The organism is Streptomyces sp. NPDC059668, assembly GCF_042734135.1.
GTDB lineage: Bacteria > Actinomycetota > Actinomycetes > Streptomycetales > Streptomycetaceae > Streptomyces.
The window spans coordinates 1-14,846 of the sequence record NZ_JBHWEL010000076.1 but is presented as its reverse complement, the minus strand read 5'-3'; the positions used below and the strand labels follow the sequence as shown (position 1 = coordinate 14,846).

The 14,846-nt window shown below is 69.4% G+C and carries 10 protein-coding genes; 7 read left to right on the top strand and 3 right to left on the bottom strand.

All coding sequences use genetic code 11. The annotated features are described in order from the left end of the window. The first annotated feature begins 325 nt into the window (after positions 1 to 325). The 4 genes from ACFV2J_RS35110 (at position 326) to ACFV2J_RS35095 (ending at position 5,068) form a co-directional block, all read left to right on the top strand. Entirely contained in the window at positions 326 to 1,531 is a 1,206-nt protein-coding gene (locus ACFV2J_RS35110) for a cytochrome P450 (protein ID WP_385442519.1), read from the top strand. Positions 1,532 to 1,864: 333 nt separating this feature from the next. Next, positions 1,865 to 2,833 carry a non-homologous end-joining DNA ligase gene (ligD, locus tag ACFV2J_RS35105; RefSeq protein ID WP_385442494.1) on the top strand — a complete coding sequence of 323 codons (969 nt, stop codon included), beginning with the start codon at positions 1,865 to 1,867 and terminating at the stop codon, positions 2,831 to 2,833. A 133-nt stretch (positions 2,834 to 2,966) separates the two neighbouring features. Beyond that, positions 2,967 to 3,632, top strand: coding sequence for an ArsR/SmtB family transcription factor (locus ACFV2J_RS35100; protein WP_385091847.1), 666 nt, complete (start codon positions 2,967 to 2,969; stop codon positions 3,630 to 3,632). Continuing rightward, positions 3,629 to 5,068: an MFS transporter gene (locus ACFV2J_RS35095; RefSeq protein ID WP_385442489.1), complete on the top strand. Its 1,440-nt coding sequence runs from the start codon at positions 3,629 to 3,631 to the stop codon at positions 5,066 to 5,068. Before ACFV2J_RS35100 ends, ACFV2J_RS35095 begins: the two co-directional genes overlap by 4 nt. Positions 5,069 to 5,278: 210 nt before the next feature. Here ACFV2J_RS35095 and ACFV2J_RS35090 read toward each other — a convergent pair whose 3' ends face one another. Beyond that, entirely contained in the window at positions 5,279 to 6,301 is a 1,023-nt protein-coding gene (locus tag ACFV2J_RS35090) for an aldo/keto reductase (RefSeq protein ID WP_385092826.1), read from the bottom strand. 295 nt (positions 6,302 to 6,596) lie between these two features. Between ACFV2J_RS35090 and ACFV2J_RS35085 the strand changes: the two genes are divergently transcribed. Next, on the top strand, positions 6,597 to 7,439 hold the full coding sequence (locus tag ACFV2J_RS35085; protein WP_385092823.1) for a helix-turn-helix transcriptional regulator: 843 nt from the start codon (positions 6,597 to 6,599) through the stop codon (positions 7,437 to 7,439). A gap of 154 nt (positions 7,440 to 7,593) precedes the next feature. Continuing rightward, complete coding sequence (locus ACFV2J_RS35080) at positions 7,594 to 7,857, top strand: hypothetical protein (RefSeq protein ID WP_385092820.1); 264 nt, start codon at positions 7,594 to 7,596, stop codon at positions 7,855 to 7,857. A gap of 220 nt (positions 7,858 to 8,077) precedes the next feature. Here the strand turns inward: ACFV2J_RS35080 and ACFV2J_RS35075 are convergent, their stop codons facing one another. Beyond that, positions 8,078 to 8,446: a PASTA domain-containing protein gene (locus tag ACFV2J_RS35075; RefSeq protein ID WP_385092817.1), complete on the bottom strand. Its 369-nt coding sequence runs from the start codon at positions 8,444 to 8,446 to the stop codon at positions 8,078 to 8,080. 281 nt (positions 8,447 to 8,727) lie between these two features. Continuing rightward, complete coding sequence (locus tag ACFV2J_RS35070) at positions 8,728 to 13,002, bottom strand: discoidin domain-containing protein (RefSeq protein ID WP_385092815.1); 4,275 nt, start codon at positions 13,000 to 13,002, stop codon at positions 8,728 to 8,730. 852 nt (positions 13,003 to 13,854) lie between these two features. Here ACFV2J_RS35070 and ACFV2J_RS35065 point away from each other — a divergent pair. After that, positions 13,855 to 14,846 (top strand): cbb3-type cytochrome c oxidase subunit I (locus tag ACFV2J_RS35065; RefSeq protein WP_385442483.1); only part of this gene is annotated, 992 nt, incomplete at its 3' end.

Below are 14,846 nucleotides of genomic sequence, written 5' to 3'. Positions count from 1 at the left end.
TCCCCTCGTGCGAAGCGCCGCGCCTTGCCGGTCCGGCGACCGTCGGCGGCCGGACGACGTTCCGCATCCGGTCGTCGGCCCTTCCGCCGTGCGGCGCCCGTACGGGCTACCTGCTCCGCCGTCGGTCACCGAGCGTATCCACCCTCTCAGGCCGCGGGGCCAGGATGCCTGGCCTCTCGCACCCCATTCGTCACACTCCGTGACGGGGTGGAGGCGGGGGCCAAATAGCGCATGCCGAGTTGTCCGGACGACCGCGCGACGCGGAAATGACATATGCATGGAAGAGCGATGGATAGCGAAAGCAGTGGAACTGGAGAACTGCGTCATGCCCCCCAACAGCAAAGCAGTCGCATGTCCGTTTGATTTTAGTGCGGGCCTGGAGTTCGACCCCTCCCTCGCGGCGCTCATGGCCCGCGACTCCATCACCCGGATCCGGCTGCCGTACGGCGACGCCGACGCCTGGCTGGTCACCGGGTTCGACGCGGTGCGGCAGGTGACCACCGATCAGCGGTTCAGCCGGGCGGGGATCATGGGGTTCGACTATCCGCGACTCACTCCGGAGCCGATCGTCTCCCCGGAGTCGATCAACGTGATGGATCCGCCGCACAGCAGCCGTCTGCGGCGTCTGGCATCGCAGGCCTTCACCAAGGGGCATGTGGAGCGGATGCGGCAGAGGATCACCCGCATCGCGGACACCCTCCTCGACGAGATGGCCGCGCAGGGACCGCCCGCGGACCTCGCGCGGCATCTGTCGAACCGGCTCCCGCAGCACACCATCTGCGACGTCCTCGGGATCGGCGAGGAGGACTGGCCCCGGATGGACCGCTACGTCCACCAGCTGCTCTCCACGGGCCCCGACTGCCGCGAGAGCGCCGCGAGAGCCAAGTCCGAGCTGCGGGCGTACTTCGGCGCCCTGGTCGAAGAACGGCGGCGCTCCCCCGGCGACGACCTGATCAGCGTGCTGGCCACCGCCAAGGACGGCGAGGACGCGCTCGACGACCGGGAACTGGCGGTCATGGCACTGACGCTGATGCTCAGCGGACACGACACGGCCACCGGCCAGATCAGCAACATCACCTACCTGCTCCTGACCCGTCCCGAGCTGATGAAACAGCTCAGGAGCCGTCCGGACACCCTGACGGCCGTCCTGAACGAGCTCCTCCGCTTCATCCCCTTCCGCAAGGGGGTCGGCATTCCCCGGGTGGCGCTGGAGGACGTGGAGATGGACGGGGTACGGATCCGGGCGGGTGACTTCGTCCACGTGTCCTACCTGACGGCGAACCGGGACCCGGAGCGTTATCCGAACCCGGACACCATCGACCCGGACCGACCACCGTTGCCTCACATGACCTTCGGCTGGGGCGGACACCTGTGTGTCGCCGTGCCGCTGGCCATGGCGGAGCTGGAGGTGGCCATCGGACGCCTGCTGGAGCGGTTCCCCGGGCTGCGGCTGGCGGTGGCGCCCGAGGATCTGCGCTGGGACACGGAGACGATCCGGCGCTTCCCCATCGAACTGCCCGTGGCCTGGTAGGACCGCGGGCGACCGAGCGCGCTCCAATGACGCGGGTGGCCGGCGCGGACCCTGGCCACCCGGAGGACGCACCGATCCACGGCGAGCAGGGGCCCGTCCGTCCTCCGCCTCCGCACCCCCACGACGGCCCACCCGTGGAACCCGTCGAACCGGCCGCGCTCCCCCACCGTGTCTCAAGGCGGCCGGCTCCGGCGCGGAACCCGGGGCGGGGGGTGGGGACGACGGTCGCCCGTACGCCCGATTGGCCGTACGCCCGGTTGCCACCGGTGACCGAACGGCCGGGCGCACCGCCCCGCCCTGCGGATGTCCGTCAGCCGTTCGATCATTTTGACTATGGATGCGCATTCTTCCGACGTCCCCTGGTCGCCCCTTTCGCTCGCACCCATGCTGGCCGTGCCAGGCCCGCTGCCGGTGCCCGACGCGGACTGGGCGTTCGAGGCCAAGTGGGACGGTGCGCGCTGCATCCTGACCACCACGGGCGACGGAGCGGTGCGGCTGATCTCACGGGCGGGCAACGACGTCACCGTGACCTATCCCGAGCTTCAGGATCTGGGCGGGGTTCTGCGCGGACGCGTCGTGGTCCTCGACGGTGAGGTCGTGGTCCTGAACTCGTCCGGACGCTCCGACTTCGGGCTGCTCCAGCGCCGGATGGGGGTGGTCAACGCCCGCCGCGCGGCACGGCTGGCGCTGGACTCCCCCGCGCATCTGATGATCTTCGATGTCCTGTTTCTCGACGGCCGCACGCTGCTCGGCTCCTCCTACGAAGAGCGGCGCGGAGCCCTGTCCCTGCTGGGCCTGGACGGCCCGCACTGGTCGGCGCCGGCCTTCGTGCAGGGACACGGGGCGCAGGTGTGGGACGCCGTGATGCGCGAGGGGCTGGAGGGTGTGGTCGCGAAGAAGCTCTCCTCCCCGTACACGCCGGGCGTTCGGTCGCCCCACTGGCGCAAGACCAGGCGGCTGGAGACCTTGGACGTGATCATCGGCGGCTGGACCCAGCGCAGCGGCGCGGCCGAAGGGGTGCCGGGTGCGGTGCTGGTGGGCTTGGAGGGGCCGGCCGGGCTGCGGTACGCGGGATCGGTCGGATCCGGCATGTCGGAGCACGAGCTCGGTGAACTCAGCGCGTATCTCACGGTCATCACGCGCTCGACCTCCCCGTTCGTCGACCAGGCCGACGTGGCCGACCCGCACTGGGTCGAACCGCGCCTGGTGGCGGAGATCACCGCCGCGGAGTGGACCAGCGCCGGTCGTCTGCGTCATCCGGTCTGGCAGCGGCTGCGGCCGGATCTGACCCGGCTGGGCTGACGGCCGACCTCCACGAGCCCCTTCGACCGCCCACAACCCATGAGCGGTCGGCACCGGACCGCCGTCGCAACCCCAGCGAGTTCTTCGCGAAGAAGTCTTTGCGAAGAACTGTTTGCGGTTTAGGGTGCACCGTATGACTGACACCCCCGCGCGACAGGAAGGTCCGCAACCCGAAGCCGACTCGGTCGTTCTGGACGCCAAGGGGCTGCGCGCCCTGGCCCACCCGGTGCGCGTGCAGCTGGTCGGGCTGCTACGGAAGTACGGCCCGTCGACGGCCACCCGCCTGGCGGAGCGGCTCGGCGTGAACTCCGGCACGGCCAGCTACCACCTGCGCCAGCTCGGAGCGGCCGGCTTCGTCGAGGAGGACACGGAACGTGGCAACGCCCGGGAACGCTGGTGGCGTTCACTGCATCACACGACGGAGCTGAACGACCCGGAACTGGCCGAGCGGGAGCCCGAGGCGACCCTGGCCTACCTGCAGTCCGTCGCCGCCACGTACACCCTCCGCACCCAGCGGGCGGTCAACGAGCTCCAGACGATGCCCCGAGCCTGGCGGGGCACCTTCGACATGAGCGACTGGGCGCTGCGGCTCACGCCCGAGGAGACCGCCTCCTTGCGCAAGGAGCTGCACGCGGTCGTCGCCCGCTACCGGGCGGACACCCCGGAGGCGGCCGCGAGCGCCCCGGAGGGGGCCGAGCGGGTCGCCGTCATCACCCACCTCGTACCTGAACTGGACGCGCCCGACGCCTCGCAGGCCCATGCCGGTCCTCAGGAGGCGCCAGGAACGGAGCGGTCATGACGGTGGCTGTCCCTGCCCCTGGCGGCATACCCGGCGAGCGGTCCTTACGGCCGCTGGGCGGGGTCCTCGCGGCCATGGCCGTCTCCCTCACAGGGACTCGGGTCTCCGCCGTCGCGCTGCCCTGGTTCGTACTCGTCACGACCGGCAGCGCCACCCAGACGGGACTGGTCGCCTTCTGCGAGATGACCCCCTACGTGGCGGTCAAGGCCTTCACCGGGCCGCTGGTGGACCGGATCGGCCCGCGGTCCGTCTCCTGGACCACCGATCTGGCCAGCGCGACCGCTGCCGCCGCCGTGCCCCTGTTCCACGCCTTGGACCTGCTCTCCTTTCCGCTTCTGCTGGCCTTGGTCGCACTGATCGGCGCGGTCCGCGGTCCCGGGGACCTCGCCAAGACGGTCATGGTCCCGGAGGCGGCCGAGCTCGGCCGGGTGCCGTTGGAGCGAGCCGCCGGTCTGTCCGGCGTGACCGAGCGGCTCGCGTCCACGGTCGGCCCGGCGGCCGGCGGCTCCCTGGTGGGACTGCTCGGCCCCATGACGGGTCTGGTCGTCAACGCGGGCTGTTTCACCCTCGGATCGTTGATCATCGGGCTGGCGCTCCCCCGCGGGATGGGGCGCGGGATCGAGGAAACTCCGTCGCTGGCCGGCGGGACAGGGCCGGGGTACTGGCGACGGTTCGGCGAGGGATTCACCTTCCTGCGTGGCGAGTTGCTGCTCCTGACCGTCATCGTCATGGTCGGGATCACCAACCTGCTGGACGCGGGCTTCGCCACGGTGCTCGTACCCGTCTGGGCCAGAGAGTCCGGCAACGGGCCGACCGCGATCGGTCTGACGGGCAGTGTGATGGGCGCGACGGCGGTCGCCGGAAGTCTGATAGCCGCGGTGGCGGCGCACCGGCTGCGGCGCCGGGTGGTGTTCTTCACCGGCTTCCTGCTCGCCGGAGCGCCGAGATTCCTGATTCTCGCCTCCGACGCGCCGTTGGGGGCGGTGCTGGCCGTGTTCGCCGTCAGTGGATTCGGATCGGGCTTCCTCAACCCGGTACTGGGAGCGGTCCTGTTCGAGCGGGTGCCGCGCCGGATGCTGGGCCGGGTCAACGCGCTCGGTGACTCGCTGGCCTGGGCCGGCATCCCCCTCGGTGGACTGATCGCCGGAGCGGCGGTGGCCTCCGTCGGACTCGCTCCGGTGCTGGTCGCCGGCGGTGCCGCGTACTTCCTCACCACGAACCTGGCTGGACTGCGCCCGGAATGGCGCGAGATGGACCGCGTCGATGGGCGAGGAGCCCACAAGTCGCGAACCGAGGGCGCCGTTGGGCCGGCGAGTGCGCATGACGCCCAGGAGCCGGTACGCCCCGCCGTGGGTGCGCCGCGGGAGGCCGCGGGGTCGCGGACATCGAGCGAAGACCAAGTGGTGCGCCCCCGGTCGGACGGCACGGAGATCTGAGGGGCCGGTGAACGGAGGAGCAACCGGCCTTGCAGCAAGGCGATTTGCCACCCGGTTGTCCGCCTCTTCGGTGACGCTCCCGTCGTCTCACGCAGGGAGTCGGTCGCGTGCCGCCGACAACGCCTACGCGCGCGTCGCCGGGCGGAGTTCCCGTTCCTGCCCCGGACCGTCGCGTCCGAGTCGCGCCGGATTCCGCGCCGCTTCCCGGTGTCAGGCGCCGGTGCGTTCGCCGACGGGCCGGCGGCGGAGGCTCGGCCGCTGGAGGGCCGGGGGCACATACGCCTGGTCGAGCGCACCGACGTCGGTGCCCGGTGGGACGATCTCGTCGATCCGGTCGAGGATGTCGTCGGTGAGGGCCACGTCGAGACCGGCGAGAACGTCGTCGAGGTGGCCCGTCGTGCGCGTACCGACGATCGCGGCGGTCACGCCCGGATGGGCGATCGCGAAGGCCATGGCGAGGTGGGTCAGCGGCAGGCCCGCCTCCTCGGCCAGCGAGATGAACTGCTCGACGACGTCGAGACGACGCTCGTCGTTGAGGTGCTGGAAGAAGTCGGCGCGCCGGAGTCGGTTCGGCCGCCCCTTGCGGACGCGCCCGGTGAGCAGTCCCTGCCCGAGCGGGCCCCAGACCAGCGTGCCCATCCCACAGCGCTGGGCGACCGGCAGCACCTCGCGCTCGACACCACGGTCGAGCAGTGAGTACGGCGGTTGTTCGGTGTGGAAGCGTGCCAGGCCACGCCGCTCGGCGACCCACTGGGCTTCGACGATGTCGGACGCCGGCATCGTGGACGTCCCTATGGCGCGGACCTTCCCGCTCTGGATCAGACCGGAGAGCGCGGAGAGCGTCTCCTCGATGTCCGTGGCGGGGTCCGGCCGGTGGATCTGGTAGAGGTCGATGTGGTCGGTCCGCAGGCGCCGCAGCGAGTTCTCGACCGCGGTCACGATCCAGCGCCGGGAGGCGCCCTGCTGGTTGGGGTCGTCACCCATAGGACGGCTCACCTTGGTCGCCAGGACGACGTTGTCCCGTCGCCCCTCGATGGCCTTGCCGACGACCTCTTCGGAGTCGCCGTAGGCGTCCGCGGTGTCGATGAGGTTGATTCCCGCGTCCAGCGCCTTGTGGATGATGCGGGCCGAGTCGTCGGGGTCGGGGTTGCCGACGGACGTGGCGAACATCAATGCGCCGAGCGCATAGGGGCTGACCTTGATCCCGGTCCGGCCGAGCGTGCGGTACTGCATGCGAGTTCTCCCTTTCACCGTAAGAAGCTCCGCACAGTCGGCGGCGACGATCCATGGGCCGCCAATGCGCCGTCAGTGCGCCGTCAGTGCGCCGGAGACGCATGCGGCTGTCGTGCGGATGCCGCGCGCGGCGCGCGGTGTGGCTCCGATGCTCGTCCCGTCGTACCTATGGAGCGCGCCGGTCCTTCGAGCCGGTCTCCAGCGTGCGGCGGTACGACCGCCGACGGGAGAGACGTCCTCATCCGGGGACAGGCGGTCCCTGGCTGCGTCCGCCGCCCCGGGGCATGGTGGAGGTGTGGACAGAACCGAACTGGCCGACTTCCTGCGTCACTGCCGTACCCGCCTCGCCCCCGCCGACGTGGGTCTCTCATCGGGCGCTCGGCGGCGCACGCCGGGACTGCGCCGCGAGGAGGTCGCGCAGTTGGCGGGCATGTCCACGGACCACTACACGCGGCTGGAGCAGGCGAGGGGCTCACGCCCGTCGCGCCAGATGCTCGCCGCCGTCGCCCGCGCGCTGCGGCTGACCGGCGACGAACGGGACCACCTCTTCCACCTGGCCGGCGAGGAGCCTCCGCGTAACCGGCCCACGACGGAGCACGTCCGTCCCGGCCTGCTCCTCGTCCTCGACCGGCTGACCGACATTCCCGCCCAGGTGGTGAGCGACCGCGGTGACGTCCTCGCGCAGAACGCGATGGCCAAGGCGCTCCACGGCGACCTGTCCGCCCGCCCCGAGACGGAGCAGAACGCCGCCTGGCGCTATTTCACGGACCCCTCCGCGCGCGAACTCTTCCCCGCCGAGGACCGGGACCGTGCCGCCCGCGCGGCCGTGGCCGATCTTCGCGCCACCTTCGCCCGCCGCCCGGACGACGCGCGGCTGGCGGAGCTCGTACGCCGGCTGCGCGCCCGCAGCGAGGAGTTCTCGGCGCTGTGGGACGCCCACCACGTCGCGGTCCGCCGCGCCGACGTCAAACGCTTCCTGCACCCGGTCGTCGGCCTGTTGGAGCTGGACTGCGAGGTACTGCTGAACCCGGAGCACGACCAACGGCTGGTCGTCTACACCGCCCGTCCGGGCAGCAGATCGCACGAGCGGCTGGAACTGCTGCGCGTGGTCGGCCTCCAGGATCTGACCCGCGGCTGAAGCGCCGCACCGGGTCCGCGTGCGCCCGAAGTCTGGGCACCGGTCGGCCCGTGGCTCCGCCGTCGTGGTGCGGACATCTTCTAGAAATTTCCTGGTGTGGGCCGGACTAGCCTCCACTTGCGGCGGACGGACCGCCGCGGAGGAGGACAAAGACATGCGATCTCGCCTCGTGGCTTCGGCCGCCACGGCAACCACCTTCACGGCCCTGATGCTGACGCTCGGGCTCGGCGGAACGGCGCAGGCCGCCACTCGGGCCCCGGTCACGGCGGCGGAGTGCAGCGCGACCGGCGGCCTGGTCATCCCGCTGGGTCTGGCCGGAGCCGTGTGCGTCTGGCCCGGCCCGAACGGCTGGGTCGACGCGGACTCGGCGCAGATCACCGACATCCACCTGTGGTCGGTCGGTCCTGCGGCGGTGTAGGTGGCCGTCGGCGCCGTGCCTGGCTTCGGCCTTCGCCTCGGCTTCCGCTCCGGTGACCTCCCGAACGGGCCCTGTGGACGTTCTCCGGTTCCCCGCGGAGAGGGAACAATGAGGTCGGCCCGGGATGACGGCCGGTCGTCGTCCTGGGCTTGGTCGCACCGGTGGCGCCCGTGCCGCCTGTGGCCGGGCGCGTACCGCTTCGTCGCGGACGAGCGGCGGCTCAGCGGCCCGGGACGGTGATCGTCACGGTGGCACCGGTCTTCAGCGCGGAATCGGGCGCCGGGGACTGGGCGGTCACCTTGAGCGAGTCGTCACCGATCTCGGAGTCGTCGGTGAAGGCCATGCCGTAGTCCAGTTCGGCGAGTCGGTCCCGTGCGTCCGCGACGGTGAGTCCGACGAGGTCGGGAGCGACGCCTTTCGCGGCGGTGGGGCTCGGCTTGTCGTGGGACGTCGCGGAGGCGGAGGCGGTGGCCGGCGCGGGTGAGCTACCGTCGTCGTCCTCGCAGGCGACCAGCGAGCCGAGCGCGAGCAGCAGCGCGACGGCCGAGAGGGCGGCGAGGCGGACAGGACGAGGGCGGACATGGCGCATGGAGACTCCCCGTGAATGACGCCCATGGACGTTCCGTGGCGTGCCGGAACTCAGCGTGACGGGCGGCCGTCACCCGGCGCCATACGCAGACGGACGTAACCCCACGAGAACACCTGCTCGAACGGCGTCGCGATCGCCGGGCTCCTGCGACAGAACGGCACCAGCGACACCTGCCGACGGCTCCGATAGTCCGCCTCTCGGCAGTTCCGTCCGCTCCGGCACGACAGTACGGGGCCGCCCTCGCGGAGGGAGACCCCGTACCGTTCGTCACCGTTCGGAACTCACTCGATGTTGACCTTGAACGTGCTGGTCGTGTTGCGGACGTCCTGTGCGTTGCCGCTCATCCGCAGGTTGCGGAAGGTGGCTTCGCCGACGGCGGGACCCTGGCCGGGCTCCGGCAGCTCGTTGGCCCAGATGCCGAATCCGGACTTGGCGTCGAACGCGTCCCCGCTCTTCTTGGAGTTGGTGATGGAGATGTCGGTGAAGATCGTGTCCTTGACCGGGAACTGCGGCTGCCCACCGACGTAGTTGGTCTGGAACATGACGCCTCCGTAGGTGGAGTCGTCGATGTCGACGTCGTTGACCCGTATGCCCTGGAAGACCTTCGAGGCGGAGAACGCCCAGATGGCGGGGAAGACCTGCGAGCCCCAGAAGTGGCCGCCGGTCCTGTCCAGGGAGACGTTCTCGATCGTCGTGGGGTCGGTCCCGAAGCCGTTCATCGGGTAGCCGAAGTCCAGCGAGGAGATCGTGATCCCGGAGTAGACCAGGGTGTCGGCGACACGGATGTTGCGGAAGGTGTTGGCGTAGCCGCCGTAGACGGCGATGCCGGCCGCTCTCCAGGTGAGTGTCGACGTCAGGTTCTCGTAGAGGTTGTTCTTCTCGTCGGCACCGCCGGAGTCGATCGCCGAGAAGAGCGCGAAGCTGTCGTCGCCCGTGGCCCGGGCGTCGTTGTTGACCACGTGGTTGTCCGTGGAGCCGTTCGTCATGTTGATGCCGTCGGCGAACGTGTCACGGATACGGGAGTTCTTGATGGTCATGTTGTCGGTGTTGGCGCCCCAGTAGAGGCACACCATGTGCTCGACCCAGATGTTGTCGATGGTGATGTCGGAGACGTTGGAGAAGTCGAACACCTTGCCCGGGCCGTCGATCCGGGACGTGTAGTTGCCGAAGTAGGAGAAGCCGGCGAACGTCGAGCCCTTGGCGCTCGCCTCGGCCCGGAAGCCGACGTCGGTGTTCTCCTGCGAGGAGGGAGCGTGGAAGCGGGTGAACCACGGTCCGGCGCCGACGACCTGGACCGCCTTGCCGTAGACCTGGAACTTGCTGGAGGTGTCGTAGTCACCGGCGGGCAGGTAGACGCCGACGAGCTTGCCCGTGGTGTCCATGCGGACCTTGTCGAGCGCGTTCTGCACGTCCTGGTGCGCGAAGCCCGCCGGGACCGTGTAGGCGGCCGGGTCAGGGTTCGCGGCGGCGGTCGCCTGCTCCGTGTTGATGAAGTCGATGTTGTAGTAGGAGGAGTTGTTGGCGGCGTCCTTCTGGAGCCGGATCTTGGAACCGGCCGGCACGGTCTTGCCGAGCAGCAGGTTCGCCTCGTCGTAGATGTGGCGCGGGGCACCGGAGCCGGGCGAGTTGCCGGGCGCGGTCTCGTTGCCGTACAGCCAGGCGTACTTCGAGGTGAGGTCGATCGCCTTGAGGAACTGGCCGTCCACGTAGACGTTGAGCGTGCTGTCGGTGCCGTCCGGGATCGAGAAGCGGGTCACCAGGCTGTTGGTGGCCGCGCGGGTGGTCCACTCGACGTACTGGCCGGTCCCGTTGAGGGTCACCGCCTTGCGGCCGCTCGCCTCGCCCGCCGGGTCGCCGATGGTCCGGTTCGGGCCGACGACCTTGGCGCCGCCGCCGACCGTGCCGTCCTCGGCCTCGTACATGTCGTACGGCATGTCCGCGCCGCGGCCGACGAACAGGGACTGCGTGGTGGTGTTGTTGGCCCGCTTGACCGGCAGTTCGTTGGCGTCGTCGGCGATGACCGTCTTCACGGTGTACTTGCCGTTGACACCCGTCCACGAACCGAGGCTGACCGGGGCGGTCGTCTGGCCCGAGGCGATGACGCCGTTGTAGGAGCCGCTGAGCGTCTTGACGGTGGCGCCCTTGGAGTCCTGGACCGTCAGGGTGACACCGTGGGCACCCGAGGCCGAGTCCGTGGTGCCCTGGTTCTTGATCGCGACGGTGAACTTGACGTCGTCACCGGCCGAGGCGCTGGAGGGAGTCCAGGAGACCGGCGCCGCGATCAGGTCGGAGCTGGAGACGGGCTTGACGACGAGGGCGTCCGAGCGGGTGAAGACGTTGTTCGCGTCGTTCTGCTCGATGACCTTGTTCGACGGGTCCACCTCGGCGCCGACCGGGTAGCTGCCCGCGTCCCGTGCGCCGATGCTCGCGGTGACCGTCTTCGTCTCGCCCGCGGCGAGGGCGGGGACGTCCGCCGTGGCGACCTTCGTTCCCCCGAGGGTGAAGTTCAGGTCGGTGGCCTTGGACGCCTTGTTGCCGCTGTTGGTGACGGTCGCGGTGAGACTGATGGTGTCCGACTCGACGGGAGCCGTGGGCGAGTTCGTGATGCCGGTGACCTTGAGGTCCGGGTTCGCGGCGGGGGTGCCGATGACCTGGAACTCGGCGACCTGCCCGCCCGGAGCGCCGGTGTTGGAGGTGAACTTGAGCTGGATGTCGGCGGCGGAACCGGAGACCGGGATGGTCACGGTGTTGCCGCTCGCCGGCGAGAACGTGTAGTCCTTCGCCGCGGCGAGGCTGGTGAAGGTCGTCGCGTCCTGGTCACGTCCGAGCACCTGGATGTTCTGTGTGCGCGTCGACCAGGCTGCGTCCGGACTGAGCTTGACGACGATCTGGCTGAGATCGGCGTTGGCGCCCAGTTTGGTGGTGAGGGTGGCCGGGTAGGCGCCACCCCCGCTCTCCCAATAGGTGCTGGTCAAACCGTCGTTGGCGTTGGTCGCGACGAACGTGAAGGTGGACGAGGAAGCGTCGATGGGCTTGCCCTGGGCCAGGTTGGAACCGCCGCCCGAGCCGGGCCTGGTGACGCTGTTGCTCGCCACCGACACGTTCCCGGCGGCGTCCTTCGCCTTCACGTAATAGGTGACCGTGGCCGCCGCGGACGGGGTGTCGGTGTACGTCAGGACGTCACCCGCGACGGACTTGACGAGCTGGTCGTTGGCGTAGACGTCGTAGCCGGTGACCTTGACGTTGTCGCTCGACGCCTGCCAGGTGAGCTTCACGTCGCTGCCGGACTGCGTGTAGGCGAGGTTGCCGGGCGCCGTGGGAGCCTGCGTGTCGCCGCCCGATCCCTTGCGGGTGACGCTGTTGCTGTTGGCGGAGACGTTGCCCGCGGCGTCCTTGGCCCGCACGAAGTACGTGATGTCGCTGCCGGCCGGCTGGGTGTCGGTGTACGTCAGGACGTTCCCGGCGACGGTCGCCCGCAACTGGCCGTTGGCGTAGATGTCGTAGCCGGTGACGCCCGTGTCGTCGCTCGCGGCGCCCCAGTTCAGCTTGATCTGCCCGGTGGCCGGCTCGGTGTAGCTCAGGTTCGACGGAGCGGTGGGCGCCTGGGTGTCGCCGGTCGCCGGCCCGTAGACCTCGAGTTCCGACAACTGCCCCGCCGGCCAGCCGGTGTTGGCGGTGATCAGCACGCGCACGTACCGCGTCGTGGTGGTGTCCAGGCTGATGGTCGCCGACTGGTCGCTGCCGCTGTCGAAGGTGTACGCCTTCGAAGCCGTCAGATCGGTGAAGTTCTGGTTGTCGGTGGAACCCTGGATCTTGAGCGTCTGACTGCGGCTCGGCCAGCCGCTGGGCAGCCGCAGTGCCACCTGGTTCACCTTGACCGAGGATCCGAGGTCGACCTGGAGCCACTGCGGGAAGGCGTTGTTCGTGCTCTCCCAGTAGGTGGCCCGGTTGCCGTCACCGGCGTTGGCCGCGCCGTAGACGTCGGCGTGCCCGCTCTCGCTGAAGGGCTTGCCCTGGGCGAGGTTGGGGGTCGAGGCGGCGGTCGTGAGGACCTGCATCTCGGAGAGCTGTGCGGTGGAGGCGACGGAGTTCTTGCTGAAGTCGGCCCGCACGTATCGCGCGAGGGTCGCAGGGAAGGAGACCTTCACCGTGTTGCCGTTGCCGGGGCTGAAGACGTACTGCGCCGACGACTTGAGCGTGGCGAAGCTCTTTCCGTCGGCGCTGCCCTGAAGCGCCAGCGTCTGCTTGCGGGTCTGCCAGGCTTCGGGCAGTCGCAGAACGACCTGGCGGACACGCTTCGTCCGGCCGAGGTCGGTCTGCACCCACTGGGCCGACTTCTTGCCGGCCTGCCAGTAGGTGTCGGCGTCGCCGTCGGTGACGCTGGTGGCCGCGTGAGCGCCGAGGGCGCTGCCGGCCTTGGTCGCGGCGTCCGCGGCGGCGTTGGGACCGCCGGCCGCGTGGGCGGCGAGGGCGGGCATGCCTAGCACCATGACGGAGGAGGCGAGCACAGCGGTTGCTGCGCGGCGCCTCCAGGATCTGGGCTTGTGTGGAGTCATGCGGGGTCACTCCCTGCGGAGGTTCGCGCGCCGGAGGGGGCGGCGAGGTCGGCTCGTTCCTGGGCAGAGCGGTGGCGCGGTACGACAGGACGACAGGAGCTGTCCGCGCAGAGATGCGTGATCTCTACACGGGCGGCCGTGCGCAGCTTCTTGCGCTCTTTCATCGCAATATTGCAGAGGCCTGTGAGTCCGTCTACTGTCAGGACGCCACAAGTTTCACCGACCACACCCGCGCCTCATGGGCCTGGAAGCCGCACACACGGCTCCCAGGCCCATGAACAGGGCAATGAGCACACATGGAGAGGAGTTGGCAGCAGGACACGCCCCGCGCACTACTCCCGGCAGATTTCCCGCACTTGACATATCGCGAGCCTCTTGAGGCCCTTTGGAAGCCGACCCGCGCCCGAGCTCGCGGCTCCCGGCCACGGCGACAGGCCACGCACGGGAAGCCCTTGCATCACCCGACGCAAGAAGACGCAAGAAACGCAATTTCTTGCGCGCACCTGCGTCGTTCTGAGCGCTCCAACCCGCGGACCACACCGCTCGGTCACAGACGTTTCGCGCCGCGTCGCGCACGCCCGCACGGACCCGCTCGCACCCACGTTCGATGCCGTCGGTCAGGGGGAACCGGCACGGCGTCGAACCGTTGCGGCCCCTCATGGATGTCGAACGGAATTCCTACGAGTCAGCCTCAGGTGTTCCCCCGCACGCCGATGCCTACTGTATTCGAGTTGCTTCCTCGATCGATCGGCTGAATGGCGGCCACTCAGGGCGTAGGCCCTTGCTATGACCAGCGAGGATGGCCCGCAGACGAGAGCCGTCGGACCACTGTCAGTTGGGGAGCAACCCGCCTTGAGCATGCGCAACGAACCTCGTGGTGCCACGGCATCCGAGGACTCTTACGAGAGCGAGCTGCCGGTCAGGCGCGAGCAACCCGGCAATGTCGTGGTGAAGTGGCTGACGACCACCGACCACAAGACCATCGGCACGCTGTACCTCACCACGTCGTTCGCGTTCTTCCTGATCGGTGGGGTGATGGCGCTGCTGATGCGCGCCGAGCTGGCCCGGCCGGGTATTCAGATCATCTCCAACGAGCAGTACAACCAGGCGTTCACGATGCACGGCACGATCATGCTGCTGATGTTCGCGACGCCGCTGTTCGCCGGTTTCACGAACTGGATCATGCCGCTGCAGATCGGCGCGCCCGACGTGGCGTTCCCGCGGCTGAACATGTTCGCCTACTGGCTGTACCTCTTCGGCTCGATGATCGCCGTGGGCGGCTTCCTCACTCCGCAGGGCGCGGCCGACTTCGGCTGGTTCGCCTACTCACCGCTCTCCGACGCCGTCCGCTCGCCCGGCGTCGGCGGCGACATGTGGATCATGGGTCTGGCCTTCTCCGGCTTCGGCACGATCCTCGGCGCGGTCAACTTCATCACCACCATCATCTGCATGCGCGCCCCCGGCATGACGATGTTCCGTATGCCCATCTTCGTGTGGAACGTGCTGCTGACGGGTGTGCTGGTCCTGCTGGCCTTCCCCGTACTGGCCGCGGCGCTGTTCGCGCTGGAGGCGGACCGCAAGTTCGGCGCGCACGTCTTCGACGCGTCGAACGGCGGAGCGCTGCTCTGGCAACACCTCTTCTGGTTCTTCGGCCATCCAGAGGTGTACATCATCGCCCTGCCGTTCTTCGGCATCATCTCCGAAGTCATCCCGGTGTTCTCGCGCAAGCCGATGTTCGGTTACATGGGGCTGATCGGCGCGACCATCGCGATCGCGGGCCTGTCCGTGACCGTGTGGGCGCACCACATGTACGTCACCGGCGGTGTGCTCCTCCCGTTCTTCTC

Excerpts from the sequence above, each read along its gene's own strand:
- ACFV2J_RS35110 (WP_385442519.1), top strand. The coding sequence starts at position 326 with ATGCCCCCCAACAGCAAAGCAGTCGCATGTCCGTTTGATTTTAGTGCG.
- ligD (WP_385442494.1), top strand. The coding sequence starts at position 1,865 with ATGGATGCGCATTCTTCCGACGTCCCCTGGTCGCCCCTTTCGCTCGCA.
- ACFV2J_RS35100 (WP_385091847.1), top strand. The coding sequence starts at position 2,967 with ATGACTGACACCCCCGCGCGACAGGAAGGTCCGCAACCCGAAGCCGAC.
- ACFV2J_RS35095 (WP_385442489.1), top strand. The coding sequence starts at position 3,629 with ATGACGGTGGCTGTCCCTGCCCCTGGCGGCATACCCGGCGAGCGGTCC.
- ACFV2J_RS35090 (WP_385092826.1), bottom strand. The coding sequence starts at position 6,301 with ATGCAGTACCGCACGCTCGGCCGGACCGGGATCAAGGTCAGCCCCTAT.
- ACFV2J_RS35080 (WP_385092820.1), top strand. The coding sequence starts at position 7,594 with ATGCGATCTCGCCTCGTGGCTTCGGCCGCCACGGCAACCACCTTCACG.
- ACFV2J_RS35075 (WP_385092817.1), bottom strand. The coding sequence starts at position 8,446 with ATGCGCCATGTCCGCCCTCGTCCTGTCCGCCTCGCCGCCCTCTCGGCC.
- ACFV2J_RS35070 (WP_385092815.1), bottom strand. The coding sequence starts at position 13,002 with ATGACTCCACACAAGCCCAGATCCTGGAGGCGCCGCGCAGCAACCGCT.